This window comes from Microvirga sp. 2YAF29, from assembly GCF_052114605.1.
In the GTDB taxonomy this organism is placed as follows: domain Bacteria; phylum Pseudomonadota; class Alphaproteobacteria; order Rhizobiales; family Beijerinckiaceae; genus Microvirga.
Genome location: NZ_JBFRFB010000003.1, coordinates 160783 through 185643, shown reverse-complemented (window position 1 = coordinate 185643; position 24861 = coordinate 160783). Strand labels below are relative to the sequence as shown.

At 59.8% G+C, this 24861-nt stretch carries 23 protein-coding genes; 15 read left to right on the top strand and 8 right to left on the bottom strand.

Annotated features, from left to right (window positions below; genetic code table 11):
• Positions 1-65 precede the first annotated feature (65 nt).
• A complete protein-coding gene (locus AB4Y85_RS05525) occupies positions 66-416 on the bottom strand; it encodes a DUF2934 domain-containing protein (protein ID WP_441983864.1) in 351 nt (116 codons plus the stop codon).
• 276 nt (positions 417-692) lie between these two features.
• Between AB4Y85_RS05525 and AB4Y85_RS05520 the strand changes: the two genes are divergently transcribed.
• Positions 693-2204, top strand: coding sequence for a phospholipase D-like domain-containing protein (locus AB4Y85_RS05520; protein ID WP_441983863.1), 1512 nt, complete (start codon positions 693-695; stop codon positions 2202-2204).
• Positions 2205-2292: 88 nt separating this feature from the next.
• Here the strand turns inward: AB4Y85_RS05520 and AB4Y85_RS05515 are convergent, their stop codons facing one another.
• The 4 genes from AB4Y85_RS05515 to adh all read right to left on the bottom strand — a co-directional run bounded on the left by AB4Y85_RS05515 (position 2293) and on the right by adh (position 6219).
• Positions 2293-3240, bottom strand: coding sequence for a lysylphosphatidylglycerol synthase domain-containing protein (locus AB4Y85_RS05515; RefSeq protein ID WP_441983862.1), 948 nt, complete (start codon positions 3238-3240; stop codon positions 2293-2295).
• A 105-nt stretch (positions 3241-3345) separates the two neighbouring features.
• Positions 3346-4119: an endonuclease/exonuclease/phosphatase family protein gene (locus AB4Y85_RS05510; RefSeq protein ID WP_441983861.1), complete on the bottom strand. Its 774-nt coding sequence runs from the start codon at positions 4117-4119 to the stop codon at positions 3346-3348.
• Positions 4120-4261: 142 nt separating this feature from the next.
• A complete protein-coding gene (locus tag AB4Y85_RS05505) occupies positions 4262-4636 on the bottom strand; it encodes a DUF779 domain-containing protein (RefSeq protein ID WP_441983860.1) in 375 nt (124 codons plus the stop codon).
• A 65-nt stretch (positions 4637-4701) separates the two neighbouring features.
• The gene (adh, locus tag AB4Y85_RS05500; RefSeq protein ID WP_441983859.1) at positions 4702-6219 is read right to left on the bottom strand and encodes an aldehyde dehydrogenase; all 1518 of its coding nucleotides are present in this window, start codon (positions 6217-6219) and stop codon (positions 4702-4704) included.
• Between the two features lie 246 nt (positions 6220-6465).
• On the opposite strand from adh, the gene AB4Y85_RS05495 reads away from it, so the two are divergent.
• From AB4Y85_RS05495 to AB4Y85_RS05480, 4 genes are all read left to right on the top strand, one after another.
• Entirely contained in the window at positions 6466-8316 is a 1851-nt protein-coding gene (locus AB4Y85_RS05495) for a sigma-54-dependent Fis family transcriptional regulator (protein ID WP_441983858.1), read from the top strand.
• Positions 8317-8605: 289 nt separating this feature from the next.
• Positions 8606-9853 carry a phosphoglycerate dehydrogenase gene (gene serA / locus AB4Y85_RS05490; protein ID WP_441983857.1) on the top strand — a complete coding sequence of 416 codons (1248 nt, stop codon included), beginning with the start codon at positions 8606-8608 and terminating at the stop codon, positions 9851-9853.
• Positions 9854-10230: 377 nt separating this feature from the next.
• A complete protein-coding gene (locus AB4Y85_RS05485; RefSeq protein ID WP_441983856.1) occupies positions 10231-10545 on the top strand; it encodes a hypothetical protein in 315 nt (104 codons plus the stop codon).
• 189 nt (positions 10546-10734) lie between these two features.
• Positions 10735-11337 carry a hypothetical protein gene (locus AB4Y85_RS05480; protein ID WP_441983855.1) on the top strand — a complete coding sequence of 201 codons (603 nt, stop codon included), beginning with the start codon at positions 10735-10737 and terminating at the stop codon, positions 11335-11337.
• Positions 11338-11353: 16 nt separating this feature from the next.
• On the opposite strand, the gene AB4Y85_RS05475 is transcribed toward AB4Y85_RS05480, so the two are convergent.
• From AB4Y85_RS05475 to AB4Y85_RS05465, 3 genes are read right to left on the bottom strand one after another with little or no spacing between them, the layout of a single operon-like run.
• On the bottom strand, positions 11354-12187 hold the full coding sequence (locus AB4Y85_RS05475; protein WP_441983854.1) for an inositol monophosphatase family protein: 834 nt from the start codon (positions 12185-12187) through the stop codon (positions 11354-11356).
• A gap of 52 nt (positions 12188-12239) precedes the next feature.
• A complete protein-coding gene (locus AB4Y85_RS05470; protein WP_441983853.1) occupies positions 12240-13076 on the bottom strand; it encodes an aldo/keto reductase in 837 nt (278 codons plus the stop codon).
• A 38-nt stretch (positions 13077-13114) separates the two neighbouring features.
• Positions 13115-14095 carry a S1C family serine protease gene (locus AB4Y85_RS05465; protein ID WP_441983852.1) on the bottom strand — a complete coding sequence of 327 codons (981 nt, stop codon included), beginning with the start codon at positions 14093-14095 and terminating at the stop codon, positions 13115-13117.
• A gap of 162 nt (positions 14096-14257) precedes the next feature.
• Between AB4Y85_RS05465 and hemN the strand changes: the two genes are divergently transcribed.
• The 10 genes from hemN (at position 14258) to AB4Y85_RS05415 (ending at position 24833) form a co-directional block, all read left to right on the top strand.
• Entirely contained in the window at positions 14258-15592 is a 1335-nt protein-coding gene (hemN, locus tag AB4Y85_RS05460) for an oxygen-independent coproporphyrinogen III oxidase (RefSeq protein ID WP_441983851.1), read from the top strand.
• A gap of 163 nt (positions 15593-15755) precedes the next feature.
• Positions 15756-17390, top strand: coding sequence for a cytochrome-c oxidase, cbb3-type subunit I (gene ccoN / locus AB4Y85_RS05455; RefSeq protein ID WP_441984012.1), 1635 nt, complete (start codon positions 15756-15758; stop codon positions 17388-17390).
• Between the two features lie 11 nt (positions 17391-17401).
• Positions 17402-18136 (top strand): cytochrome-c oxidase, cbb3-type subunit II, encoded by a 735-nt coding sequence (gene ccoO / locus AB4Y85_RS05450; protein WP_441983850.1) that lies wholly within the window; start codon positions 17402-17404, stop codon positions 18134-18136.
• Positions 18137-18148: 12 nt separating this feature from the next.
• Positions 18149-18304, top strand: coding sequence for a cbb3-type cytochrome c oxidase subunit 3 (locus AB4Y85_RS05445; RefSeq protein ID WP_441983849.1), 156 nt, complete (start codon positions 18149-18151; stop codon positions 18302-18304).
• A 4-nt stretch (positions 18305-18308) separates the two neighbouring features.
• On the top strand, positions 18309-19190 hold the full coding sequence (ccoP, locus tag AB4Y85_RS05440; RefSeq protein ID WP_441983848.1) for a cytochrome-c oxidase, cbb3-type subunit III: 882 nt from the start codon (positions 18309-18311) through the stop codon (positions 19188-19190).
• A 140-nt stretch (positions 19191-19330) separates the two neighbouring features.
• Entirely contained in the window at positions 19331-20800 is a 1470-nt protein-coding gene (gene ccoG, locus AB4Y85_RS05435; protein WP_441983847.1) for a cytochrome c oxidase accessory protein CcoG, read from the top strand.
• A 13-nt stretch (positions 20801-20813) separates the two neighbouring features.
• Positions 20814-21311, top strand: coding sequence for a FixH family protein (locus AB4Y85_RS05430; RefSeq protein WP_441983846.1), 498 nt, complete (start codon positions 20814-20816; stop codon positions 21309-21311).
• 11 nt (positions 21312-21322) lie between these two features.
• Entirely contained in the window at positions 21323-23569 is a 2247-nt protein-coding gene (locus AB4Y85_RS05425) for a heavy metal translocating P-type ATPase (protein WP_441983845.1), read from the top strand.
• A gap of 2 nt (positions 23570-23571) precedes the next feature.
• Positions 23572-23721, top strand: coding sequence for a cbb3-type cytochrome oxidase assembly protein CcoS (gene ccoS / locus AB4Y85_RS05420; protein WP_441983844.1), 150 nt, complete (start codon positions 23572-23574; stop codon positions 23719-23721).
• Positions 23718-24833 carry an MFS transporter gene (locus tag AB4Y85_RS05415; protein WP_441983843.1) on the top strand — a complete coding sequence of 372 codons (1116 nt, stop codon included), beginning with the start codon at positions 23718-23720 and terminating at the stop codon, positions 24831-24833. Before ccoS ends, AB4Y85_RS05415 begins: the two co-directional genes overlap by 4 nt.
• Positions 24834-24861: the final 28 nt, after the last annotated feature.

The window sequence follows — 24861 nt, the reverse complement described above, 5'->3', positions numbered from 1 at the left end:
GGCTGCGGCGGAATTCCTGCCCCGTGATCCTCCGGTCTTGGGCCGAAGGGTAACGCAGTTCTTCGTCAGGTCGACCGAGGGGTGCGCTTGCGCTTAGGCTCCGTGGCCACAACTTCGCCCGGCTCGGCGGCAATGACCGGCACGGAGCTGCGGCGCTTGCGCGTCTTCGGTGCGGGATTCGTCAGCACTTCATCGGTCGTCTCGCTCGTCATCCCGAGAGGAGCGGCGCTCACCTCGACAGAAGCCTCCTCTTCGCTTCCCACCATGGAGAGCGGGCCGATCGATGGAGGCTCCTCTTTCAAGATTTCCTGCTCGGCCTGACACCAATATTCCTCGGCGCGGCCGGGAAGACTCCCGTGCTGCATCCAGATTTCGTATGCCCGCTCTCGGATTCTCTGTTCAATCTGCTTGTCCATAATCACCCTTTTGCCGTCACGAATGGTCTTACTCAATAAGATGAGGAGCAGACTGGCGTTCGCCAGCCGCGTGGCTGTGTGCTCAACGAATTCGAACAGTTTAAATTATTAGGCGCGGTTTTCGATTGGCAACGTCCCCTCTCCGCGATGCTGAGGTTTTGGAGCGCATTTTCGGATTATTTTTTGAGCTGTTTCCCAAGCCAGTCCAAAAGACTTCGATATAATGTCCCACAATGGGAACCTTGGCTTCACTTCCGAGTTCTTGTGAGGGCCCTCATGACGATGATGAACGTGCATTTTTTCGAGAACACAATCGGACAGACCGGAAACGGCGCAGTTTCCCAGCCTGCGCGCGCGCAGGCTGGCCCAATTCTGCAGCCCGACCGGAATTGCTGGCGCGTCATCCCTGCCGACAAGGCATCGGTGCTTGTCGATGGCGCTTCCTACTTCACCCATCTCGAGGCTGCCTTGCGCAGGGCGGAACGGTCGATTCTGATCATCGGTTGGGACTTCGACGGGAGCATCCGCCTCCGCCCTGATGCCGACCCGGAAGATTCACCGCCGCTCGGCCCTCTGTTGTGTTCCCTCGTGGAAGAGCGGCCGGAACTGGAAGTCCGCATTCTGGTCTGGAGCATCGCAGTGGTGCATGCACCCGGCGCCCCGGGTCCATTGATCTTCGGAGCGGAATGGCAGGAACACCCGCGCCTCCATTTGCGTCTCGACAAGCATCATCCGCTCTATGCCGCTCATCATCAGAAGATCGTCACGATCGACGACAATCTGGCCTTCGTGGGCGGCATGGATCTGACTGTCGAGCGCTGGGACACCAGAGACCATGCCTGCGACGACCCTCACCGCGTAAGGCAGGACGGCACGGCCTACGATCCGGTGCATGATGTGCAGATGGCCGTTTCAGGGCCAGCCGCCCGGTCCGTCTCCGAGCTGGCTTACGAGCGCTGGAAGATTGCGACCGGAGAGGAACTGAGCCTCAGCCAGCCTGCAAAATCCGATCTATGGCCGTCGGAACTCACTCCTCAATTCACGAATGCTCCTGTCGCAATCGCGCGCACTTATCCGGCCTGGGGAGAGCACAAGGCCGCTCAGGAAGCGATGGCTCTGAACATCGATGCTTTGGCGGCGGCCAAGAAGAGCATATATATCGAAGCGCAGTACATGACCGCGCCCTGCATCGGGGACGTTTTAGAGCAGCACCTCGCCAATCCGGATGGTCCCGAGATCATCATCATCCAGACGCATGAATCGCACGGATGGGCGGAGCAGCGTGTCATGGGCACCAACCGCGACCGCCTGATCAGACGCCTCCGCAAGGCCGACCGTTATGATCGCCTGCGGGCCTATTACCCGGTCGTTCCGACTAAAGACGGCGAGTGCCAGGTGCTGATCCATTCCAAGCTCATTATTGTGGACGATGACTTCCTACGTGTCGGTTCCTCGAACATGAACAACAGGTCTATCGGCCTCGATACAGAATGCGATCTCGCGATTGAAGCATGCAATGACGAGATCCGGAAAACGATCGCGCACTTGCGTAACGATCTGCTGGCCGAACACCTCGCTACGAGCGTGGATTCTTTCAATTCTGCCGTGTCGGAGGGAGGCGGTTCGCTGATCGCCGCCATCGAGCGGCTCAACACCTGCGACCGCCGCTTGCGTACCTTCGACGCCATGTTCGATGAGGGCCCCATGGAGCCTGCTCTCGGAACCGGCCTCTTAGACCCGCTGGAGCCTTTCGAGCCGCTGTGGTTTCTCAAGCGGATGAGCGAGTGACAATCTCGCTCCGGCCCATCGTACGAGCGCTTCATTCTTCATAAATCCGCATTGCCCGATCTGGTGAGCGCAAGTCCGCTTTCGGCTTTTATGCTCTCGCCTGAGCTTGGGAGATGCCGGTGGAGACATCCCCTTTTCGCTTGTAGAACAGCTCTGTCACGAGGAAGACCACCAAGCCGATGCAGAGCGGAATGAGGAAATAGACGAAGCGGAAAACCAGGAGCGGGCCGATCAGATCCTTGCCCGGCAGAAGATACATCACGACGCTCTCTATTACCCCGAGGCCGCCCGGAACGTGGCTGATGAGTGCGGTCGTGTTCGCAATCACATAGACGGACGCCACGCCGATATAGGCGACATCCGTCACGGCGGCGAGCGCCTGATGGAGACATGCCGCCACGAAGGCGAAATTGACCGATCCGACAACGACCTGCCCGACGGCAAGCCGAAGCGGCGGCATTTCCAGGCTCCAATTTCGTATCTTCAAAGGCTTCTTCACAAACGCCGCCAGGGCCAGATAGGCCGCCGGCAGAAGGAGGATGACCGCGCCCAATCCGATGACCAGCCCCTTCGATAATCCTGTAATTTCAATCGCTAGATCCGAGCGCAATATAAGCGCCGCGCCGCCCAGGACCATGAGACCCAAGCCGACCGTTATTCCGCAGAAAAGGATGACCTTCGCCACATCAGCCGCGTTCAGCCCCCAGCGCGTGTAGAAACGGTACCGAACCGCGCCGCTGCTGAGAAAGGCCAAGCCGATATTGTGCCCGAGAGACAGGCTCGTGAAGGAAGCCCATGCGGCCTTGTAGTAAGGCAGAGGCTTGCCGACATAACGCAGCGCCAGATAATCGAAGCCGCTCAGGCAAAGATAGCTGGCTGCCGCAAAGGCGCCTGCCGCCGCAAGCCGCGCCACGGGAATGGCGGCAACGGCTGCAAGCAACTCATCCATGCTGTAGCGGCTGAGCGTCCGGTACAGCAGGAAGGCGGCAAGGCCGATCGCGGCAACGGCAATCAGAGGTTTCCAGATCTTACGCATAGACTCTCCCGCACGGCCTGTCCGCTTAAAGCCAGGCTTGGCTCTTCGGGGTGGTCAACGCGGAAGACGGGCAAGTGATCCGTAACGATACTTCTGACATTCGTCCTATTCGCTCGCCTGCTCCACCCCGAGCTTTTGGACCCGCACCGGCTGGACCTGGAACTCGACCATGAGCGGTAGATGATCCGATGCGACGCGTGCCATTGGCGTGCGCACGGATTCCACCCGCGTCACATGGACCGAGCTGCTGACGAAGACATGGTCGATACGCAGAACCGGGAGCCGAGAAGGGAAAGTCGGCTTGGCCTTTTGATGGGGCGCCGATTTTTGCGCATCCCGCAGGAGCGCCGTCAGGCGCTGATAGGCGCGCGAGCGCGGCGAAGCATTGAAATCTCCAAGCAGGATCACCGGATCTCGACAGGCTTGGTGTCCCAGCCATTGCGGGCCAAGGAGGCAATCGGCCTGAGTGAGCCTTTCCCCCTGACGAAGGCCAAGATGGGTGGTGATGACCTGCACATTCGTACCGCCGAAATTGATCGAGGCCCAAAGCGCTCCCCGCGGTTCCGGCGCGAAACGTCCGGTCGGTCCCGGCAACGGCCCCGACTTGATGAGCTGGGAAGGGCGGTGTGTGAGGATGGCATTGCCGTACTCCTCTTCCAAGACTCGCAGGCTGGCGTGGAAATGCATCTGCATGCCGAGAGCCTGAGCGATCAGGTGGGCCTGATCGACGCCGCCGGTGCGCGCACGCCCCACATCGAGCTCCTGGAGTGCCACCACATCGGGCTCATAAGCCGCGATGACATCCGCGATCCGCCCTGGTGACAGCCGTTTATCCGTGCCCAGACAACGGCGCACATTGTAGGTCAATATCCGGGGCACCTCGCCTCTTTCCCTTTCATCCTCGTGTGGGCGCTCTTGAGGCCGTCATTCTACGATCTCAAGATCGATAACCCCGCAAAGCTTCAGAGTTTCCCTGCCGGCTCAGGTTTCCACACGACAATATTCCTGAGAGAAAGGTTCCCTATGCCGTCAGCCCCAGAACGGCAGCTTCCTCGTCCGAGAAGAGGCGGGAACGGGTGAGGAAACGGATGTCGCGTCCGTTCTCGAGCGAGAACATCCCTCCCCGTCCGGGAACGACATCGATGATAAGCTGGGTATGCTTCCAATACTCGTATTGCGATGGGCTCATGTAGAACGGCGCGCCGCCGATATGGCCGAGCATCACATCGGCATCGCCGATAATATAGTCATCCTGCGGATAGCACATGGGCGATGACCCATCGCAGCAGCCGCCCGATTGGTGGAACAGCAGGGGCCCGTGTTCCTGTTCCAAGGTCTTGATCAGATCGAGCGCGGCGGGCGTCGCCGTCACGCGCAGGACCGGCGCGTCATCCATGGCATTCCTCCAAGATTCATGATCGGTCTGGGCGCAAATTCGCGCCCAGACCAAGTGTCGAAGCCTTAGAAGAAACCAAGGGCCTTATTGCTGTAGCTCACCAGCAGGTTCTTGGTCTGCTGATAATGGTCCAGCATCATCTTGTGGTTCTCACGCCCAATGCCGGATTGCTTGTAGCCACCGAACGCGGCGTGAGCAGGATAGGCATGGTAGCAGTTCGTCCAGACGCGGCCCGCATGGATGGCACGACCGAACCTGTAGGCCCGGTTGCCGTTGCGGGTCCACACGCCTGCGCCCAGACCGTAGAGCGTGTCGTTGGCGATAGAGAGCGCTTCGTCCTCATCCTTGAAGGTCGTAACCGACACGACGGGGCCGAAGATCTCCTCCTGGAAAACGCGCATGCGGTTGTGGCCGCGGAACACGGTCGGCTTCACGTAGTAGCCGCCGGAAAGATCACCATCCATCATGTTGCGCTCACCGCCCGTCAACACTTCAGCGCCTTCCTGACGACCGATGTCGAAATAACTCAGGATCTTCTCCAGCTGCTCGCTGGAGGCCTGCGCGCCGATCATGGTGGCGGGATCGAGCGGGCTTCCCTGCTTGATGGCCTCGACGCGCTTGAGCGCCTTCTCCATGAAGCGATCATAAATCGATTCCTGGATCAGCGCACGGCTCGGACAGGTGCAGACCTCGCCCTGGTTGAGCGCGAACATGACGAAACCTTCGATAGCCTTGTCGAAGAAATCGTCATCCTCGGCCACCACATCCGAGAAGAAGATGTTCGGCGATTTTCCACCCAGTTCGAGAGTCACAGGAATGAGATTCTGGCTGGCATATTGCATGATCAGCCGGCCTGTCGTCGTCTCGCCGGTAAAGGCAATCTTCGCAATGCGCGAGCTCGATGCCAGAGGCTTGCCGGCCTCAAGACCGAAGCCGTTGACGATGTTCAGCACGCCGGGCGGCAGCAAATCTCCGACCATCTCGGCCCAGACCAGAATGGATGCGGGCGTCTGCTCCGCCGGCTTCAGCACCACGCAGTTGCCCGCTGCGAGTGCGGGGGCCAGTTTCCACGTCGCCATCAGAATGGGGAAATTCCAGGGAATGATCTGACCGACGACACCCAGCGGCTCATGGAAATGATAGGCAACCGTGTCGTGATCAATCTCGGCAGCCGAACCTTCCTGCGCGCGGATGCAGCTTGCGAAATAGCGGAAGTGATCGATGGCAAGCGGAATATCGGCAGCCGTCGTCTCGCGTATCGGCTTGCCGTTGTCCCACGTTTCGGCGAGAGCGAGCGTATCGAGGTTCGCTTCCATCCGGTCGGCGATTGCGTTCAGGATCTGGGCTCGCTCGGCCGGCGCAGTCTTGCCCCACGCATCCTTGGCCGCATGAGCGGCATCGAGCGCCCGTTCGATATCGTCCTTGTCGGATCGGGCGATCTCACAGATCACCTTGCCAGTGATAGGCGAAGTGTTTTCGAAATATTTCCCTGAAACCGGCTCGACCCATTGGCCACCGATATAATTGCCGTAGCGGTCCTTATACGGCGCCTTCGACAGCGACAGAAATTCCGGCTTGTTCATTGGCTTCCTCCCTGGATGAACGAAACCAAGACAGCAATTTACGTGCCAAATCGCGCTATCGCAGAGCAGCATTCATCACCGCAACGCAGCAAGTCATTATCGCGATTAAGAAGATTGTCTGCTCACGTGTTCCTGTATTTTTGGAGACTTCGCTTTATCTGAAGTTCAGCTATCATCGGCGCGTCACAAAAAGGAACGCATCTGCGACACCTGTCGCAATTTGCGACACCGGGACAGGAGGAAGCCTTGTCGTCCGATAAGATCCTTTATGCGCGCCAATCCTTCTTTTCGAACGGACAGGTTCCCGGCGGCCTTGTTCCGCAATCCATCCTGCGATCCTGGAAACGCTGTGCGGCCCTTGGCTTGGAAGGACGTACCAATTCCCTTCCAGAGCCGCTCACGGCCTACGAATTCGCCGCGAGCGCAGAAAAGGCGGAAGCCTTCCGCCGCCTGTGTCGGCCCGAGGTCGAGGCTCTCTATGCGGATGCAGAGGCGACTGACAGCATCGTCATCCTCACCGACCCCCAGGGCCTCGTCCTCGATACGATCGGCAGCGTCGATTTTGCTCAGCGCGCCGCGCAGGTGGCGCTCCGCCCCGGTGTGCCCTGGAGCGAGCGGATCGTCGGGACGAATGCCATCGGCACGGCGCTTGCGGAGAGAGGCCCCATCGAGGTCAGAGGCGCGGAACATTATCTCGAATGCAATCGCATCCTGAGCTGCTCGGCCTCTCCCATCTTCGGACCGCATGGTGAAGTGTTAGGAGTGCTGGACCTGTCCGGCCCCGCCGATGTGCATCATGCGCATGCCCTCGGACTGGTGCGGCTCGCAGCCGAGCAGATCGAGCACAGACTCTTCGAAAAGGATTTCGAGCAAGCGGATCTGGTCAGGATACACACGGACCCCGCCATGCTGGGAACAGCTCGCGAAGGCATCCTGGTTTTTGAAAACGGTCGCCTCAAGGCCGCGAACCGGCATGGCCTCATGCTGATCGGACGCGACTTCAATGCCCTCGGCAAGGCGGCATGGGCAGACCTGTTCCAGAATGGCGTCGCAGCCCTGTCGGATTCCGGTCGCCTGAGGCGAGCCGATGGCGCCCCCCTTCTCGGCCGGATCGACGGAAAGACAAAGCCTCACCCGTCGCTCACACACACGGCCCGGCCGGTGCCCCCCACTCAAATCAAACCGATCTTCGATGAAGAAACGGAGAAGTCGCTGAGCCGAACTATTCGCCTGCTCGATGCCGATGTTCCCGTGCTCGTCTGGGGCGAAACAGGAACCGGCAAGGAGATATTCGCGCGAGCGGCTCACCAGAGAGGTGCCCGATCCGGCAAGCCTTTTATCGCGGTCAACTGTGCCGCCCTGCCGGAAACGCTGATGGAGGCGGAGCTGTTCGGCTACCGGACCGGCGCCTTCACAGGAGCACGCCAAGGCGGATCGAAAGGGTATTTGCGGGAGGCTGACGGCGGCATCCTGTTCCTCGACGAGATCGGAGACATGCCGCTTGCCCTTCAGACCAGGCTTCTGCGCGTCCTCCAGGAGCGCGAGGTCGCTCCCCTTGGCGGCAGCCGTTCCATTCCGGTCGACTTCACCCTTATCTGCGCCACGAACCGAAACTTGGCGGATCTCGTCAAGGCGGGCAGCTTCCGCTCGGATCTCTATTTCCGCATTGCGCAGTACACCATTGAGCTCAAACCCCTCCGCACGCGAGCGGACCGGGAACAGCTCATCGATGCTGTATGGACATCGCTGGGCGCCTCTCAGCGAAGGGTCACGATGGAGGATGAATGCCAGCATAACCTGGCGCTTTACGACTGGCCTGGCAACTTCCGCCAATTGGTCGGCTGCCTGCGTGCCATGCTGGCGCTCTGTGAGCCGGGAGATCGGCTTGGCGTCGATGCCTTGCCGCTGGATGTCAAATCCGGAGCGACGATCACGGCAGGACCGGATATGCCTCAGCCCTCCTCTACCCTCGATGCCGTGACAGTAAACATCATGCGGAATTCTCTTCAGGCCTCCGGAGGAAACGTATCCCTGGCCGCCCGCAATCTCGGGGTGAGCCGAAGCACCTTCTATCGCAGGCTAAGGGGAGGCATCTGAGCGCAAAAAGCGGGAGCCGTGCGTACATCCGGCACCAGCTCCCGCCTTCTCGACCAGCCGCCGCAGCAACCGGATTGACAAACGATAGACCCTAAACCCCGATTTAGGCCTGCGCATAGGAGGTACGAGGGTGCCTCGTTTGAGGAGCCAACCCACCAGATAGGCTTTATAACCTGAAGAGGGTTGAGCATTCCGAGGGCGCCCATTGCACCGGGAGGGATTTTCCTGGCTCTCCCGGCAGGTTATGGGCATAGCCGTGCAGGCAACCTGCCCGCAGAACGGAGCCGAAATGTCAGAGCAGTACTCTCTCCAGAAAGACAAGATCCGCGTTCTTCTGCTGGAGGGCGTGAACGAGAGTGCTGTCGAACTGATCAGGGCGGCCGGCTACACCAATCTCACCTTTCTCAAGACCGCACTCGACCAGGAAGCCCTGATCGAGGCCATCCAGGGCGTTCATCTGCTGGGCATCCGCTCCCGCACTCAGCTGACCCCTGAAGTCTTTGCGGCAGCAAACCGCCTCATCGCCGTAGGCTGCTTCAGCGTCGGCACGAACCAGGTCGATCTGGACGCTGCACGACATGCGGGTGTTCCGGTCTTTAACGCCCCCTTCTCCAACACGCGCAGCGTCGCCGAACTGGTGATCGGCGAGATCGTCATGCTGCTGCGCCGGGTGCTTCCCAAATCCACGGCTGCCCATGCGGGCGGTTGGGACAAGTCCGCCATCGACAGCCACGAGGTGCGCGGCAAGACCCTCGGCATCGTCGGATACGGCAATATCGGCTCACAGCTCTCATACCTTGCTGAGTCCATGGGTATGCGGGTGATCTTCTTCGATCAGACCGACAAGCTGCGCCACGGCAATACGGAACCCGCCGAGAGCCTGCATGACCTTCTGAGACAGAGCGACGTGGTCAGCCTTCACGTCCCCGAAACGCCCGCCACTCATGGCATGATCGGCGCTGCCGAAATCGGTGCCATGAAGCAGGGCGCTTACCTGATCAACAACAGCCGCGGCACGGTCGTGGATCTCGATGCGCTGGCCGCGGCCTTGAAGAGTGGTCATCTGCGCGGCGCCGCCGTGGACGTGTTCCCTGTCGAGCCCGCCTCCAACAAGGATCGGTTCATCAGCCCGCTCCAGGGCCTTGAGAACGTGATCCTGACACCGCATATCGGCGGGTCGACGGAGGAGGCCCAGGAGCGCATTGGAGCCGAGGTCGCCAAGAAGCTCGTGGAATATTCCGATGCCGGCACGACTGTCGGCGCCGTAAACTTCCCTCAGGTGCAGCTGCCATCCCGCGCAACGGGCACCCGCTACATTCATGTCCATCGCAACGTGCCGGGCATTCTCGGGCGTCTCAACCAGGCCTTCTCTCAACGCGGTCTCAACATTACCGGTCAGCATCTCCAAACTGATGGGGAGATCGGCTATGTGGTGATCGAGGTGGAGGGACAGCCGGAGCAAAGCCAGGAGACCTTGCGGGAAATCCGCGCTCTCGAAGGCACAATCCGCGCCCGTCTGCTTTATGCGCGCGGGTGAGATTATCCTCGTAACATCCTATCCCGACCCCTCATCAGCATTGGCTGAAAGACGTGCTATCCTTGCCGAAATGGCTCCGTTAAGCCTAAATTTGCGCCTGACGGGTCAAAACTTGACGGGCTAGCAAGACTTGACTGGCCAAGAGAGGAAACGTGATCGCACGGGTTCATGATCGGATTCGAAGCCTGTTTCAACAGACAGCCTCGAAATTGGTCGAGGCCAGACGAATGCCTGCGGTCACCAAAGAGGAGACGGAGGTTGTCTTGGGCCAATCCTCATCATCGTGGAAAGCGGATCGTCTCAGTGGCTCCAACGGAACAGTCCCTGTCAGCCCTTCCTCCCCTCGGAACCTTGAAGATCTAGGAATATCCGCAGACATGAATGCCTCCGTCGACACTTTGGCCGACCAGATGCTGACCCTCGTGGAAATCGTTTCCGCGCAGGAAAAGGATATCAAGAGCCTCAAGGAACAGTGCCGAAAGCTCGAGGAGCATAATCAGGCGATCATGGTTGGATTTTCAGCCTTCTTCCATGTCCTGGCGGTGGGCCGCGTGGCGAAAGCGAGCGAAATCGCGTCCCTACTGCAGAACATCAGCAAGATCGCCCAGCAGGAAGGCCGGCCCAAGGAATCCGTGAAATTCCTTCAGGATCTTGCCAGGATGGTTCCTGGCCACTCGGACGGCGAGACGTAATAAATGAGGCTCCTTTCCTAAAAGGAGAGGACGCCGCCGGTCCGTTAACCACCCATTAACCATACCGTCCCATCTTCCCGGATGGCTGCCGGAGAGTCGGCGGACCTTGTGCGGCATGGCTGATGTGTTTCGACGTTCCGCCAGGATTGCGACCGTTGACGGCACCTTCGGGGGAGAAGGAAGCAGTTTATGTCAATCGACAGAGCATATGTCGCAGTCGAGGCCATGATTGCGGATCACGTTGCCGTTTCCTTCCAACGGAACGCCGCGCTTGAAATCGAAACAACCGCATCGCAAATCCGCAACCGTATCACCGATCGGTTCGAGCGCACCAAACCGGGCAGCGAGCAGGACAACCGTCCTCCCGCACTCACGGAATTGCGCAATAACATCATCGAAATTTTCGGGCCTGTTCGCGAAGAGCCTATCTCACATGAACGAACCGAGGCCCTGGAAGGTCTGCAGCAATCGCTGGAGAGACTTCGCAACACGAGCATGAGGATCGCCTTTCAGGGCAATAATCCTCTGCACATGCAATTCCTGCTCGAGAGGCAGCAGCTTACTCTGAAAAACGAGGTCACCGAAGGCTTCGGACGTGTTGAGATCTGGCTTGTCTCCATCGCAGCTCTCGGCCTCGTTCTTCTCAACGCTATCGACTTCGTCTGGTCCCTGCCGATCCTGGCCCTGGGAATTGGACGCTCCTGCTTTTTGGATCGCCGGTGCAAGAAGCGGCATGCAAGAATTGCCGAGATCGACGCTCTCATCGGCGTAGACAGTATGGATGGCGACTGAGCATCGCTGACTGCTTTTACGATTTCGATCCCAGCAAAGCATCGCGGACAGCCTGCCAACTGTCCTTGTTCGGTGCGCTGATGAGACCGCCATCGCGATTGACCGGCCGGTACGGCGAGCCGTCAAAGTGATCCGTGTATCCGCCCGCTTCGCGATGGATCAACCAGCCGGCCGCGTGATCCCATGGCATCACGCTGGATGAGAACGAGAAGTGCTGATTGCCGCTGGCTATCAAACGATAGGCATGAGCCGAACACCGGAAATTCGTGACCATTGCCACGCGTGCAAAATTCCCCGTCACAACGGGTTGAAGCTCTTGCGGCAGGTAGCGCCATGAGACATTGCCTGTCATCTCTGTGAGTGGAGCGGGCGAAGCGACACGAAGCGGTGTAGTGCTTCCATCGGGCCGCTGGGACCATGCACCCTCACCCCGTATGGCAATCGCGGCATCATCGGAAACCGGATCAAGAATGATGCCGCAGACGATCTCGCCTTTGACGGTCACAGCCGCCATGACGCCAAAGAGAGGAAGGCCTGATGCAAAATTCAGGGTTCCGTCGACCGGATCGAGAATGAAGGCGAGGTCGGCATCGCCCAATCCGTCAAGGAGGCCGGCATTCTTGCTGACACCCTCTTCGCCGATCACCGCTGCCTTCGGAAATGCGCGAAGGATCTCCGCCTCAATAAAGCGCTCCGCAGCCTCATCAGCATCGGTGACGAGATCGAGGTTCGATGTCTTCGTTCGGATTGATCCTGCCGTCAGGTTCCGAAATCGCGGCAGGATCTCCAATTGCGCGGCACGCCTGAGAATTTCAGCGAGTTTGAGGGCGTCGTTTCCGGAAAAGCTCATTCGATCCGCGTAGGTTTTGCTTCAAGGTGACCCTGCTATCTAAACCATGTTATCAGATCATCTCAAGCGTCTGCTTGCCTTTCGGAGGAGGAAACTCGGCATCGATTTCCTGAAGGTCATCAGCGCTGAGAGTGATCTCCAAAGCCCCATGATTGTCACGTACGTGATCAGGGCTGGATGCCTTGGGAATCGCGATCACATTCGGCTTTTGAAGCAGCCACGCAAGCGCAATCTGAAAAACGCTTGCCTCATGCCGTTGAGCAATTCTTTGCAGGGCACCCGATGCAGGGAGCCTGCCTTGCTCGATGGGGCTGTAAGCCATTAACGGCAAGCCGTGCTTACTCATCCATGGGAGCAGATCGAATTCCGGCCCGCGGCGTGTCACATTGTAGAGAATCTGGTTCGTCGCGCAGTTCTTCCCGTTAGAAATGCCGAAGAGCTCCTCCATATCGTCCGTGTCGAAATTGCTCACGCCCCAGTGGCGGATCTTGCCGGTTTGACGCAGTTCCTCGAATCCTGCCACAGTTTCCTCGAGAGGCACGCCCCCGCGCCAATGCAGCAGGTACATATCGAGGTGATCCGTGTTCAGGCATCTGAGACTGCGCTCACAGGCCTGAATCACACCCTTGCGGCTCGCATTGTGCGGATAGACCTTGCTGACCAGAAACAGCTTGTCCCGGTCGCCCGAGAGAGCCTCGCCGATCAGCTTCTCGGAAGCGCCTTCTCCATACATCTCCGCGGTATCGATGAGGGTCATTCCCAGTTCGACACCGAGACGAAGCGCCTCGATCTCGTTAGACCGCTTCGATGAGTTTTCGGCAATTTGCCATGTTCCCTGCCCCAATGCAGGAACGGTCTCGCCCTTCGGCAGCGTGACGTCATGTTTCATGATCATTCCTGGATATATGAGGTGGATCTTTTCAGACCTTACTGAAGGCGCGGCGGCTTCATGAACCGGTTGCGATCGGCGGACGTGATGATCACGTCGAACCTGTCTCCTTCTCGTTCGAGAGTGAGCGGCACATCGACGCCGGCAGGTCCCAGAGCCCAGACCGCACGATAGAATTCAGCCAGAGACGTAACGACTTGGCCGGCCACTGCATGAATAATGTCTCCGGCGCGCAAGCCCGCCCGCTGGGCAGGCGCGTCGCCGGCGAGGCCGATGATCGATATCTGGTCTTCGTCCGCTTCAGAAGCATAGAAGCCAAGCCACGGTCTTGGCGGCTTTCCGACCCTGCCGAGCGTGAGCAGGTCGTTGAGGATAGGCTTCAGAAGATCGATGGGTACGCTCATGTTCAAGGGAACGACTGTTCCCCCTGCCGCCTGGTGCTGAAGCTGCAGCGACCCGATGCCGACCAGATCGCCGCGCGGGCCGATCAGGGCCGTTCCGCCCCAGTTGGGGTGGGACGGAACCGTGAAGATGGCATTGTCGATCAGGTATTCCCAATAGCCCGCGAATTCCTGGCAGGCCACGACCTGCGCCGAAATGGAATGTGAACGGCCGCCGCTTCCGCCGACGACAACCTCATCGCCGGGCGACAGGCGATGCGAGTCTCCCAAAGACAAGGCAGGCGCATCCAAGGCCCCCAAAGCCTGCACGAGGCCAAAGCCGCTTTCATAGTCATAGGCAATCACGTGGGCCTCGACGGTGCGGCCCTTGGTGGTCGTCAGCCAGACCTCATCAGCCTCGGCGATCAGGTAGCCTATCGTCACCACAAGGCCGTCAGCCCGGATGACGACGCCCTGGCCGGCCCGCTCCGTCCCAAGCATTTCAGCCGTGAAAGCTTTATGCGGCACCCTCGCCCGCAACGATACAACTGAATCGAGCGCATTCTGGAGATCATAGGCCAATGCATCCGGATCTGGCTGGAACTCGGGCGGGATTTCCCATTCGTCCGGTGATTGCATCGAGAACTCCTCATACCGTCCGGCCCGAACAAGGCCAGATACTGAAGATGGCGGAGAATGCGGCGCCTTCAAGCCGTTGCCGGATCCTACCCCCGAATGCTCGGGAGCCGGGGTTGATCCAGATCAAGGCTAGAAATGCCGAGGCGCGGCAAACACAACGTTATGACGCCAGAGCTCATTGCCCGCTACGATCAGCGTGTTCCACGCTATACAAGCTACCCGACCGCACCGCATTTCAAGCCTGACGTGTCGGCTGAAACCTATGCGGTCTGGCTGTCGGAGCTCTCTTCCGACACGGCCCTGTCCCTCTATCTGCATGTGCCCTTCTGCGCGGAGCTGTGCCTTTATTGCGGCTGCAACACGACTGTTGCACGGAGCTACAAAGCCGTCGCGTCCTACGTGGAGCTTCTGGAGCGTGAGATCGAACGTGTGGCGCAGCATCTCCCGCGCCGCATGAATGTCAGCCATATCCATTGGGGCGGCGGCACACCGACCATTCTGTCCGCAAGCGACCTGAAGCGCATCATGGACAGGCTCGAGCGCGCTTTCCAGATCCGAAAAGATGCGGAAATCGCAGTCGAGATCGACCCGAGGACTCTCACTCTGGAGCATGTCGAGGTCCTGGCCGCCTCGGGCCTCAACCGTGCGAGCCTCGGCGTGCAGGATTTCGATCCGAAAGTGCAGGAGACGATCAAGCGTGTTCAATCCTTCGAGCAGACGTCGAAGGTTGCCGCTTGGCTACGACATGCAGGCGTGACCGGCCTCAACCTCGATCTGATGTATGGCCTTCCCTATCAGACGAGAGAGAGCGTCACTCGCTCCGTCGAGCGTGCACTACTGCTCGATCCTGATCGCATTGCGCTGTTCGGCTATGCGCATGTTCCATGGATGAAGCGCCATCAGACGCTTTTGCCCGAAGCGGCGTTGCCCGATGCCATTCAGCGGGTCGAGCAAAGCACGGCGGCTGCAATTGCCCTTCTGGGTGCAGGCTATGTCCAGATCGGCATAGACCACTTTGCAAAGCCCACGGATGCACTCGCTCTGCGCCAGCGCGAGGGGCGCCTTCATCGCAACTTCCAAGGCTACACGACCGATGAGGCAACGGCCCTGATAGGTTTCGGGACATGCGCCATCGGCTCCTTGCCGCAGGGCTATGTCCAGAATTCTGCGACGACGGCCGGATATCGGGAGGCTATCAGTGAAGGGCGCCTCGCCACCGCTCGCGGTGTCGCCCTGACCGAGGATGATCGGCTCCGCCGCAGCATCATCGAGCGCCTGATGTGCGATTTTACCATCGACCTCGATGAGATCGGCGCTGCCGCCGACTTCACTCGAGAACTGGCGGAAATCGATGAACTTGCCCGTGACGGCTTGGTGAAGCGCGACGGTCTGGTCCTCCAAATCCCCGAGGAAAGCCGCCTGCTGGTGCGCAATGTCTGCGCCGTTTTCGACCGGCATCTGGAGGCCGGAGCCGCCCGGCATTCGCGCGCGGTCTGATCCAACAAGGGGCAAAAGCCGAGCCTATGGCTCAGATTGATTTGCATCAATGCCCCTTCCCCTCCCCCCTCCTAGACAGGGAACCTGAAGGCGAAGCTCAGGGCCTCGCCTCATTCAAGAACGGTCGAGACCTATGGCTCACACGGCAGCACCCTCCAAGGGAATGACCTTTGGCGAAGCAGGATCAGCCCTTACCTTCGCATCTCTGGCTTTCCTGAGCATTATCATCGCGGCGAAGGCCTATACGCCTGAATACGCCTTCCATGCTTATCTGTTTGCCGCGGCAAGCATCGCGGCGACATTTTTCATCATCAATCGCTATTACGAGCGTCCTGCCGACTTGCCGCCGCTGACGATCAACGGTAAACCCAACTACAACATGGGCCCTGTGAAGTTCGCGACCATCGCCTCCGTGATCTGGGGCGTCGCCGGTTTCACCATCGGCCTTCTCATCGCGCTTCAGCTCGCTCTCCCGTCTCTGAACTTCGACACGGCATGGCTGTCCTTCGGACGCATGCGGCCCCTGCACACATCGGCGGTGATCTTCGCCTTCGGCGGCAACGTGCTGATCGCGTCGTCCTTCTACGTGGTGCAGCGCACCTGCCGTGCTCGCATGGTCGGCGACATTGCACCGTGGTTCGTGGTGCTCGGCTACAACTTTTTCATCGTGATCGCCGGCACGGGATACCTGCTCGGCATCACGCAGGGCAAGGAATATGCCGAGCCGGAATGGTATGCCGATCTCTTCCTGACCGTCGTGTGGGTTACGTATTTCCTCGTGTTCCTCGGTACCGTCATGCGCCGGAAGGAACCCCATATCTATGTGGCGAACTGGTTCTACCTCGCCTTCATTCTGACCATCGCGGTCCTGCACCTCGGCAACAACGCGACGATCCCCGTCTCGATCTTCTCGCCGAAGAGCTACATCGTATGGTCGGGCGTGCAGGATGCCATGGTGCAGTGGTGGTACGGCCACAACGCAGTGGGCTTCTTCCTCACCGCCGGTTTCCTCGCCATCATGTACTACTTCATTCCGAAGCGGGCCGAGCGACCGGTCTATTCCTACCGTCTGTCGATCATCCACTTCTGGGCCCTGATCTTCATGTATATCTGGGCGGGCCCGCACCACCTGCATTACACCGCATTGCCCGATTGGGCGCAGACGCTGGGCATGGTCTTCTCCATCATGCTGTGGATGCCCTCCTGGGGCGGCATGATCAACGGCCTCATGACCCTCTCCGGCGCCTGGGACAAGCTTCGTACGGACCCGGTGCTGCGCCTGATGGTGGTGTCGGTTGCCTTCTATGGCATGGCTACCTTCGAAGGCCCGCTCATGTCCGTGAAGGCCGTAAACTCCCTGTCTCACTACACCGACTGGACCATCGGCCACGTTCATGCCGGCGCTCTCGGTTGGGTCGCCTATATCTCATTCGGCGCGATCTACTGCCTCGTTCCGTGGCTGTGGAACAAGAGGGAGCTGTATTCTATGAAGGCCGTCTCCTGGCACTTCTGGATCTCCACCCTCGGCATTGTTCTGTACATCTCGTCGATGTGGGTCGCAGGCATCCTTCAGGGCCTCATGTGGCGCGCCTATACCGGCCTCGGCTTCCTTGAGTACTCGTTCATCGAAACGGTGGAAGCCATGCACCCCTACTACCTCATCCGCGCCCTCGGCGGTGCCTTCTTCGTGGCAGGCAGTCTGATCATGGCCTGGAACATCTGGAAGACGATCACCTCCGCCGAGTCCGCCGCTGAAGAAGCCCTTCCGGCGCAACCGGCACTCGTCGCCGCTGAGTAAAGGAATCGACCATGTCAATCTGGTCCCGTCACAAGATCTTCGAGACCAACTCGATCATCCTCATCATCGGTGTGCTGTTCGTCATCGCGATCGGCGGCCTCGTGGAGATCGTTCCCCTATTCTACCTGAAAAGCACCATCGAGAAGGTGGAGGGCATCAGGCCCTACACCCCGCTCGAATTGGCCGGCCGCAACATCTATGTGCGCGAAGGCTGCTACAACTGCCACAGCCAGATGGTGCGCCCGCTGCGCGACGAGGTGGAGCGCTATGGGCATTACTCCCTCGCTGCCGAGAGCATGTACGACCGACCGTTCCAGTGGGGCTCCAAGCGCACAGGTCCCGATCTCGCGCGCCTCGGCAACAAGTACTCGGACGATTGGCACCGCGATCACCTGAACGATCCGCGCGCCGTTGTGCCGGGCTCGATCATGCCGAGCTATCCTTGGCTTGAGAAAACCGAGCTGGATGTGTCCGCTGTCGCGAATGAATTGAAGGTTCAGGCGACCCTTGGCGTTCCTTATGACGAGGACATGATCAAAAGGGCCGAGAGCGACATCCGCACACAAGCCAACGCGGATGATCCCAACACCGCCGAACTCGCCAAGCGTTATCCCAACGCTCAGTCGCGCAACTTCGACGGCAACCCGCAGAAGGTGACGGAAGCGGATGCTCTCATCGCCTACCTGCAGATGCTGGGCACGCAGGTGGATTTCAAACTGTACGACAACAAGGCCAACGTGCGCTGAGGACGATCGATCATGCCGGCCGCATACAAATTCTTCGCTGAACTCGCCCAGACCTGGGGGCTCCTGTACTTCGTCGCCGTCTTCCTGGTGGTGCTGATCTATGCCCTCGCTCCCTCGCGGAAGGCCCGCTTCGACGAGGCCGCACGCATGCCTCTCAAGGAGGACTGATCCCATGGCTCATGAGACACACGAGCAGGTCGATACCGTCACAGGCGTGACCACCACCGGGCATAGCTGGGATGACATCCAGGAGCTCAACAATCCGCTGCCGCGCTGGTGGCTGTGGACCTTCTATCTCACCATCGTCTGGGCCATCGCCTATTGCATCGCCTATCCGGCATGGCCGCTGGTGTCGTCCTACACCAAGGGCGCCCTCGCCTGGCATTCGCGCGAGGCTATCGAGGTGGATCTCGCGCAGCTGAAAGAACACCGTTCGGGCATGACGGCAAAGCTTGCCGCAAGCTCGCTCGAACAGATCCAGCAGGCCCCGGAGATGTTCACCTTTGCCCGCGCTCAGGGCAAAGCATCCTTCGGCGACAATTGCGCTCCCTGCCACGGCGCGGGTGGCGCGGGCGCCAAGGGCTATCCGAACCTGAACGACGACGATTGGCTGTGGGGAGGCTCGCTCACACAGATCGAGCATACGATCCGCTACGGCGCACGCTCGACCAATGATCAGGGCCACGCAGGCACCATGCCCGCCTTTGGCCGAGATGGAATACTCAAACGAGAGGAGATCTCGCAGGTGGCCGACTATGTCCGCTCTCTGTCGGGGCTCTCCACGGAAAAAGGCGCCGATCTTGCTTTCGGCGCCAAGGTCTTCGCCGAGAACTGCGCCGCATGCCATGGCGAGCAAGGCCTCGGCAATCAGGACATGGGTGCGCCGAACCTGGCCGACAAAATTTGGCTCTTCGGCTCTGACAAGGCCGCGATCACCGAGGGTCTCATGAATGGCCGTGGCGGCGTCATGCCGACCTGGCACGGGCGTCTGGACGACACCACGATCAAGGCGCTGACGCTCTATGTTCACTCACTCGGCGGCAACCAACGCTGAGCCTGAGCGAAACAACATCTTTGCAACAACCGCATCGGCCGGAGGGCAATCTCCGACCGATGCTTGACTCAAATCAAGGCGCTGCAGCCGGTCCCGTCGTATTCCGAAGTCTCTTCGATGAGATGATTGCGACGGATTCGATGGCTGACGCCCCACTCCCCCAACCGATTTCCCCGACTTCACCGGCCTCCGCCGATGATGCTCCGCTCTTTGCTCCCCGCAAGCAGATCTATCCTCAGGCCGTGAAGGGACGATTCCGCACCATCAAATGGATCGTCCTCGCCATCACACTCGGCATCTATTATTTCCTGCCCTTCATCCGGTGGGATCGTGGACCGAATGCGCCCAGCCAGGCCATCCTAATCGATCTCGCCAATGGCCGCTTCTATTTCTTCTTCATCGAAATCTGGCCGCAGGAAGTCTATTACCTCACCGGCCTCCTGGTCCTGGCCGCCCTTACCCTCTTTCTCATGAATGCGGTGGCTGGCCGTCTCTGGTGCGGCTACCTTTGCCCGCAGACGGTATGGACAGACCTGTTCTATGCGGTGGAGCGCTTCATCGAAGGCGACCGCCGAGAGCGGATGCGCAAAGATAAGGAGAAGCTCACCGCTAAAGCGCTAGCACAGAAAACCCTGAAGCACTTCATCTGGCTGATGATCGCCTGGTGGACAGGCGGCGCATGGGTTCTCTACTTCTCCGATGCGCCGACCCTCGTCTACGAACTCGCCACCTTCCAGGCCTCGTTCCTGGCCTATGTCTGGATCGGCATCCTCACCTTCACGACCTACACCCTCGCGGGCTTCATGCGTGAGCAGGTCTGCACCTTTATGTGCCCATGGCCTCGCATCCAGGCTGCGCTGACCGATGAGTACGCTCTCAACGTCACCTATCGCTATGACCGCGGCGAGCCGCGCGGCTCGATGAAGAAAAACGAGGTTTTGCGCAAGCAGGGACTTCCCGCAGGCGATTGCATCGACTGCGATCAATGCGTTGCGGTATGCCCGACGGGCGTCGATATCCGCAAGGGATTGCAGTTGGACTGCATTCAGTGCGGCCTGTGCATCGACGCCTGCAATAACGTGATGGCCAAGATCGGACGCCCCTCCGATCTGATCGCCTACGATACGGACATGAACGTAAAGGCTAGGATGGACAGGCAGCCCGAAGTTCGCCGCATCGTTCGCCCCCGCACCCTCTTCTACGTCGGCATCATCGCTGTCGTCGGCGCGATCATGATCGGATCGCTGGCCATGCGCCAGAGCAGCTACTTGAGCGTCATGCATGATCGCAACCCCCTCTTTGTCCGCCTGTCGGACGGCTCGATCCGGAACGGCTTCACCATCCGCGTCGCCAACAAGAACCTGGATGAGCGCCGCTACGCTCTCACCATCAATGGCCTGTCCCATACCAAACTCGATATCGTCGGCGGCGAGATCGACCAGGAGGGCCGCGCCGTCCTTCTGGTCGGCCCCGATCAAACCCTTGAAGCCCGTGTCCTTATCACCTCTGAGGCGATCGTGCTTCCCTCCTCGACCGATCTTCACTTCACGTTGACGGACCTGACGAGCGGCGACGTCGCCCGTATGAATGATCATTTCAAGGCGCCCTAACAGGATGATTTCCATGTCCAGCTTGTCATCTGCTTCGAGCACACCCCGCGTCATCACCGGGCGCACGGTCCTGATCTGCTTCATAAGCTTCTTCGGCGTTGTCTTCGCCATGAATTTCGTGATGGTGCGTGTCGCCCTATCCACCTTCAGCGGCGTCGAAACCGAAAGCTCTTACAAGGCAGGCTTGTCGTTCAAAAACGACATTGCCGCCGCGCACGCACAAGATGCCCTTCATTGGAATGTTGAAGCGAGGCTTCAGCATGGCGCGGAAAGCCGAATTGCACTCTCGGCGCGTGACGCTCAACAGGCCCCTCTTTCCGGGCTGACCACCGAGATTCGCCTCGCTCACCCCACCGACAAACGGCGCGATGTCCCTGTTCAGTTCGTGGAGACCGCTCCTGGCCATTTCGAAAGCCTCACGGTATTACCCGAAGGCCAATGGGACCTCGTGATCAGCCTCAAACGCGACAAAGAAATTCTGTTCCGCTCCAAAAGCCGCATCTCTCTCTAGGAAGCGATCCCATGTCGGACAAACTCGATTTGTCGGTTTTCGTGAGGCATCAGGATGACGGCACGTCCCATCTCGATCTGGCGATCGAGGGAATCGATTGCGCCGCGTGTATCGACGAGATCGAGGGTGGATTGTGCCAGCAGCCGGGTATCGTGGATGCCCGCCTCAACTACACCAATCATCGGCTCGCCATTCAGTGGCATGAGGGCGCAACATCGCCTGCTTGCATTCTTGATGAGCTGCAGCGCCTCGGCTACCGTGCCCACCCCTACCAAGCGCGCCTTGTGGAAGAGGAAGAGACGCGCCGCGCTAAATGGCTGATGAAATGCCTTGCGATTGCAGGCTTCGCATCCATGAACATCATGCTCCTAGCGGTCTCCGTGTGGTCGGGCAACGTCACCGATATCACGCCGGAGACACGGGATTTCTTCCATTGGCTCGCCGCGTTCATTGCTCTGCCGGCCGTAGCTTATGCCGGGCAGCCGTTCTTCCGCAGCGCTCTGGGCGCGCTGAAAGCGAGGCGCACCAACATGGATGTGCCGATCACCATCGGCATTCTGCTTGCGTTGATCATGTCGGTGATCGAAACCATCAATCACTCCGAGCACACCTATTTCGACTCGGTCGTGATGCTGCTGTTCTTCCTGCTCTGCGGCCGTTATCTCGATCAGGCCATGCGCCGCAGAACGCGCGCGGTCGCGGGCAATCTCGCAGCACTGAAAGCCGAGGTCGCCCACCGGATCGATGAGGCCGGCGAACCCGTCCTCGTGCCGACCGCCGCCTTGAAGCCGGGCGACCAGGTTCTCGTTCGGGCGGGAGAGCGCATCGCCGTCGACGGCGTCATCCTGTCCGGCTCCTCCGAGGTCGATGAAAGCTTGGTGACCGGCGAGACACAGCGCTGGCAGGCAAGCACCGGAAGAAATGTCTATGCGGGCAGCATGAACTTCAATGGCACGCTGACCCTTCAGGTAACCGCAGCTGAAAACGGCACGCTTCTGAACGAAATCGAGCGACTGCTCGAGACAGCATCCGCCGCCAGGTCGCGATATGTCCAACTGGCCGATAAAGTCGCCCGTCGCTACGCACCCGTTGTGCATCTCACGGCCGCGATGACAGCAATCACCTGGATGGCTTTTGGCGCATCTTTGCATGATGCCGTCATCACCGCCGTCGCCGTGCTCATCATCACTTGCCCCTGCGCTCTGGCACTGGCCGTGCCCGTGGTGCAGGTCGTAGCATCGGGCGCCCTTTTCCGGTCCAACGTATTTCTGAATTCCGGCGATGCCCTGGAACGTCTCGCGGAGGCCGATACGATCGTCTTTGACAAGACAGGCACGCTCACTCTCCCCGAAATGCGCGTTGCAAATGCAACAGCTATCCGCCCGGATCTTCTGGAAGCGGCAGCGCGGCTCGCCCTGTCGAGTCATCACCCTCTCGCTGTCGCCGTCGCCCATGAGGCTAAGAACCGCCGCCCCTTCGAGGACGCTGCCGAAGAAGCAGGTCAGGGCGTTCGCGTAATCATGGATGGGATCGAGCTTCGCATCGGCAGTCCTGCCTTCTGCGATGCCGTTGACCTCGCAGCTGAGGCGTCGGTGGAAGCCAAGGACGCCTCCATGATTGCCTTCTCATATGGGTGTGAACGGGCAATTTTCATGGTCCGTCAGGCGCTTCGCCCCGATGCCGTGATAACCATCGAAGCCTTGCGCGATATCGGCATCGATTGCCGGATCCTGTCCGGCGACCGTCCCGAGGCTATAGCGCCAATTGCCGCTTCTCTCGGCATCACTGATTGGCGTGGCGGAGCCAAGCCGGCCGATAAGATCGCGGAACTCGAACGGCTGAAAGCATCGGGCCGCAAAATCATCATGATCGGCGACGGCCTTAACGATGCACCGGCTCTCGCCGCTGCCGACGTGTCCATCTCTCCCATCACCGCTGCCGACCTCACGCAGGCCCATGCCGATGCTGTTTTCCTGGGAGAAAAGCTTTCTCCAGTGCTTGATGCTCTGGTCATTGCACGCCGCGCTCGTAGCCTCATGCGCCAAAATCTGCTGATTGCCTTGGTTTACAATCTGATTGCGGTCCCGTTGGCTTTCCTCGGCTATGTCACCCCGCTCGTTGCGGCTCTCGCCATGTCGGGATCGTCGAGCCTCGTGACGTTCAATGCGCTGCGGGTTCGCCTTGGCAAAGTGAAGGCCCTTCCGGAACCTGCTCCCAACCAACCCACGCCGATTATGCCGGCCCTGCAAGGAGCCTGATCATGCAAGTTCTGATCTATCTCGTACCGACTGCATTGCTGCTTGGCTTATCGGGTCTCGCTGCCTTCCTGTGGTCACTCAAGAACGGCCAATACGACGATGTCGAAGGCGCAGCCCTGCGTGTGCTGACGGATGACGACATCAAGCCATGACCATCTCGACTGCCATGCCGCGCGCCGGACAACTCGACTGCCTGTGTGAACCGATTGAGTCGGCCGAGCATTCACGCAACCCCGCCGCAACCGCTCTTCTGGCGACCGGCTTTGCCTTGTCGGTTCTATCGCAGGTACTCACCCTGACGATCCTTCCGCTCGCCGGCCTTTCTCTCGCGCCTGAAACGATCTGGGTGAGCCTGCCCTATGCGGCGTTCTATGCCGGTGCGGCGACTGCAAGCCTTCCTGCCTCCCTGCTTCTCGACGCCTTCGATCGCCGCGCCGCCTTCACGCTGGGCGCAAGCCTGGGCATAGCTGGTGGTCTGGTCCTAGCCTGGTCCTTGATGCAATGGCATTTCGGCGGACTTGTGCTTGGTGCATTCTGGCTCGGAATCGCCAACGGCTTCAGCCTTTTCTACCGGCACGCTGCAGCGCCGCTGGGCGCGAGGGACACGAAAGCTGTTCTGCTCGTGTTTGGAGCAGCCACGCTTGCAGGTCTCGCGGCTCCTACCATTGCGAATGTGGCAGAAGCCCTGGCAACACCTCATGCGCTCTTGGGCCTGGCAGTTGCAGCGGCACTGGCGCATGTCGGCTCGCTCCTTGCGACAGCCGGCCTGCCCCCGCGCAGGACCCATTCCGTCCCCCTCGGGGCGATCAGATTCCAGGGGTGGCGACACATCGTCTGGCCGAGCCTTATCGGTGGCCTTGGGTGGTTTGCCATGACGGCGCTGATGGGGGCAACGCCCATCGCCATGGTCGGATGCGGCCTCGGCGAAGCCGTGACAGGGGCTATCGCATGGCATGTGGTTGCCATGTATGCTCCCTCACTCGCCTTGGCAGCCTTGCCGAAATCGATCCGCCCCCAATGGATCGCCATCGCCGGGTGCGCTCTTCTGGCGGTCGCCGGGATGCTGTTCGCCTTATCGGGAAGTTTCATGGGCTTTTCTGTCTCGGCTGCTCTCTTAGGGGGCGGCTGGTCCATGGTCACGCTTGGCACCACCCTGTGGGTTCATGAGGCGGATGGGCACTCCCGCTGGCTTCTTGGCCTCCACGACGCAACGCTGCTGGGATCGGCCCTGCTGGGGGCTCTGGCGGCAGGCGCTTTCTTCTGAACAGGCAAGGTTTTGTGCCTGTAGGAAG

Bases quoted from the DNA above. Each gene is read 5' to 3' on its own strand.
- AB4Y85_RS05525 (WP_441983864.1), bottom strand. From the start codon at position 416: ATGGACAAGCAGATTGAACAGAGAATCCGAGAGCGGGCATACGAAATC.
- AB4Y85_RS05520 (WP_441983863.1), top strand. From the start codon at position 693: ATGACGATGATGAACGTGCATTTTTTCGAGAACACAATCGGACAGACC.
- AB4Y85_RS05515 (WP_441983862.1), bottom strand. From the start codon at position 3,240: ATGCGTAAGATCTGGAAACCTCTGATTGCCGTTGCCGCGATCGGCCTT.
- AB4Y85_RS05505 (WP_441983860.1), bottom strand. From the start codon at position 4,636: ATGGATGACGCGCCGGTCCTGCGCGTGACGGCGACGCCCGCCGCGCTC.
- adh (WP_441983859.1), bottom strand. From the start codon at position 6,219: ATGAACAAGCCGGAATTTCTGTCGCTGTCGAAGGCGCCGTATAAGGAC.
- serA (WP_441983857.1), top strand. From the start codon at position 8,606: ATGTCAGAGCAGTACTCTCTCCAGAAAGACAAGATCCGCGTTCTTCTG.
- AB4Y85_RS05485 (WP_441983856.1), top strand. From the start codon at position 10,231: ATGAATGCCTCCGTCGACACTTTGGCCGACCAGATGCTGACCCTCGTG.
- AB4Y85_RS05480 (WP_441983855.1), top strand. From the start codon at position 10,735: ATGTCAATCGACAGAGCATATGTCGCAGTCGAGGCCATGATTGCGGAT.
- AB4Y85_RS05475 (WP_441983854.1), bottom strand. From the start codon at position 12,187: ATGAGCTTTTCCGGAAACGACGCCCTCAAACTCGCTGAAATTCTCAGG.
- AB4Y85_RS05470 (WP_441983853.1), bottom strand. From the start codon at position 13,076: ATGAAACATGACGTCACGCTGCCGAAGGGCGAGACCGTTCCTGCATTG.
- AB4Y85_RS05465 (WP_441983852.1), bottom strand. From the start codon at position 14,095: ATGCAATCACCGGACGAATGGGAAATCCCGCCCGAGTTCCAGCCAGAT.
- hemN (WP_441983851.1), top strand. From the start codon at position 14,258: ATGACGCCAGAGCTCATTGCCCGCTACGATCAGCGTGTTCCACGCTAT.
- ccoN (WP_441984012.1), top strand. From the start codon at position 15,756: ATGACCTTTGGCGAAGCAGGATCAGCCCTTACCTTCGCATCTCTGGCT.
- ccoO (WP_441983850.1), top strand. From the start codon at position 17,402: ATGTCAATCTGGTCCCGTCACAAGATCTTCGAGACCAACTCGATCATC.
- AB4Y85_RS05445 (WP_441983849.1), top strand. From the start codon at position 18,149: ATGCCGGCCGCATACAAATTCTTCGCTGAACTCGCCCAGACCTGGGGG.
- ccoP (WP_441983848.1), top strand. From the start codon at position 18,309: ATGGCTCATGAGACACACGAGCAGGTCGATACCGTCACAGGCGTGACC.
- ccoG (WP_441983847.1), top strand. From the start codon at position 19,331: ATGGCTGACGCCCCACTCCCCCAACCGATTTCCCCGACTTCACCGGCC.
- AB4Y85_RS05430 (WP_441983846.1), top strand. From the start codon at position 20,814: ATGTCCAGCTTGTCATCTGCTTCGAGCACACCCCGCGTCATCACCGGG.
- AB4Y85_RS05425 (WP_441983845.1), top strand. From the start codon at position 21,323: ATGTCGGACAAACTCGATTTGTCGGTTTTCGTGAGGCATCAGGATGAC.
- ccoS (WP_441983844.1), top strand. From the start codon at position 23,572: ATGCAAGTTCTGATCTATCTCGTACCGACTGCATTGCTGCTTGGCTTA.
- AB4Y85_RS05415 (WP_441983843.1), top strand. From the start codon at position 23,718: ATGACCATCTCGACTGCCATGCCGCGCGCCGGACAACTCGACTGCCTG.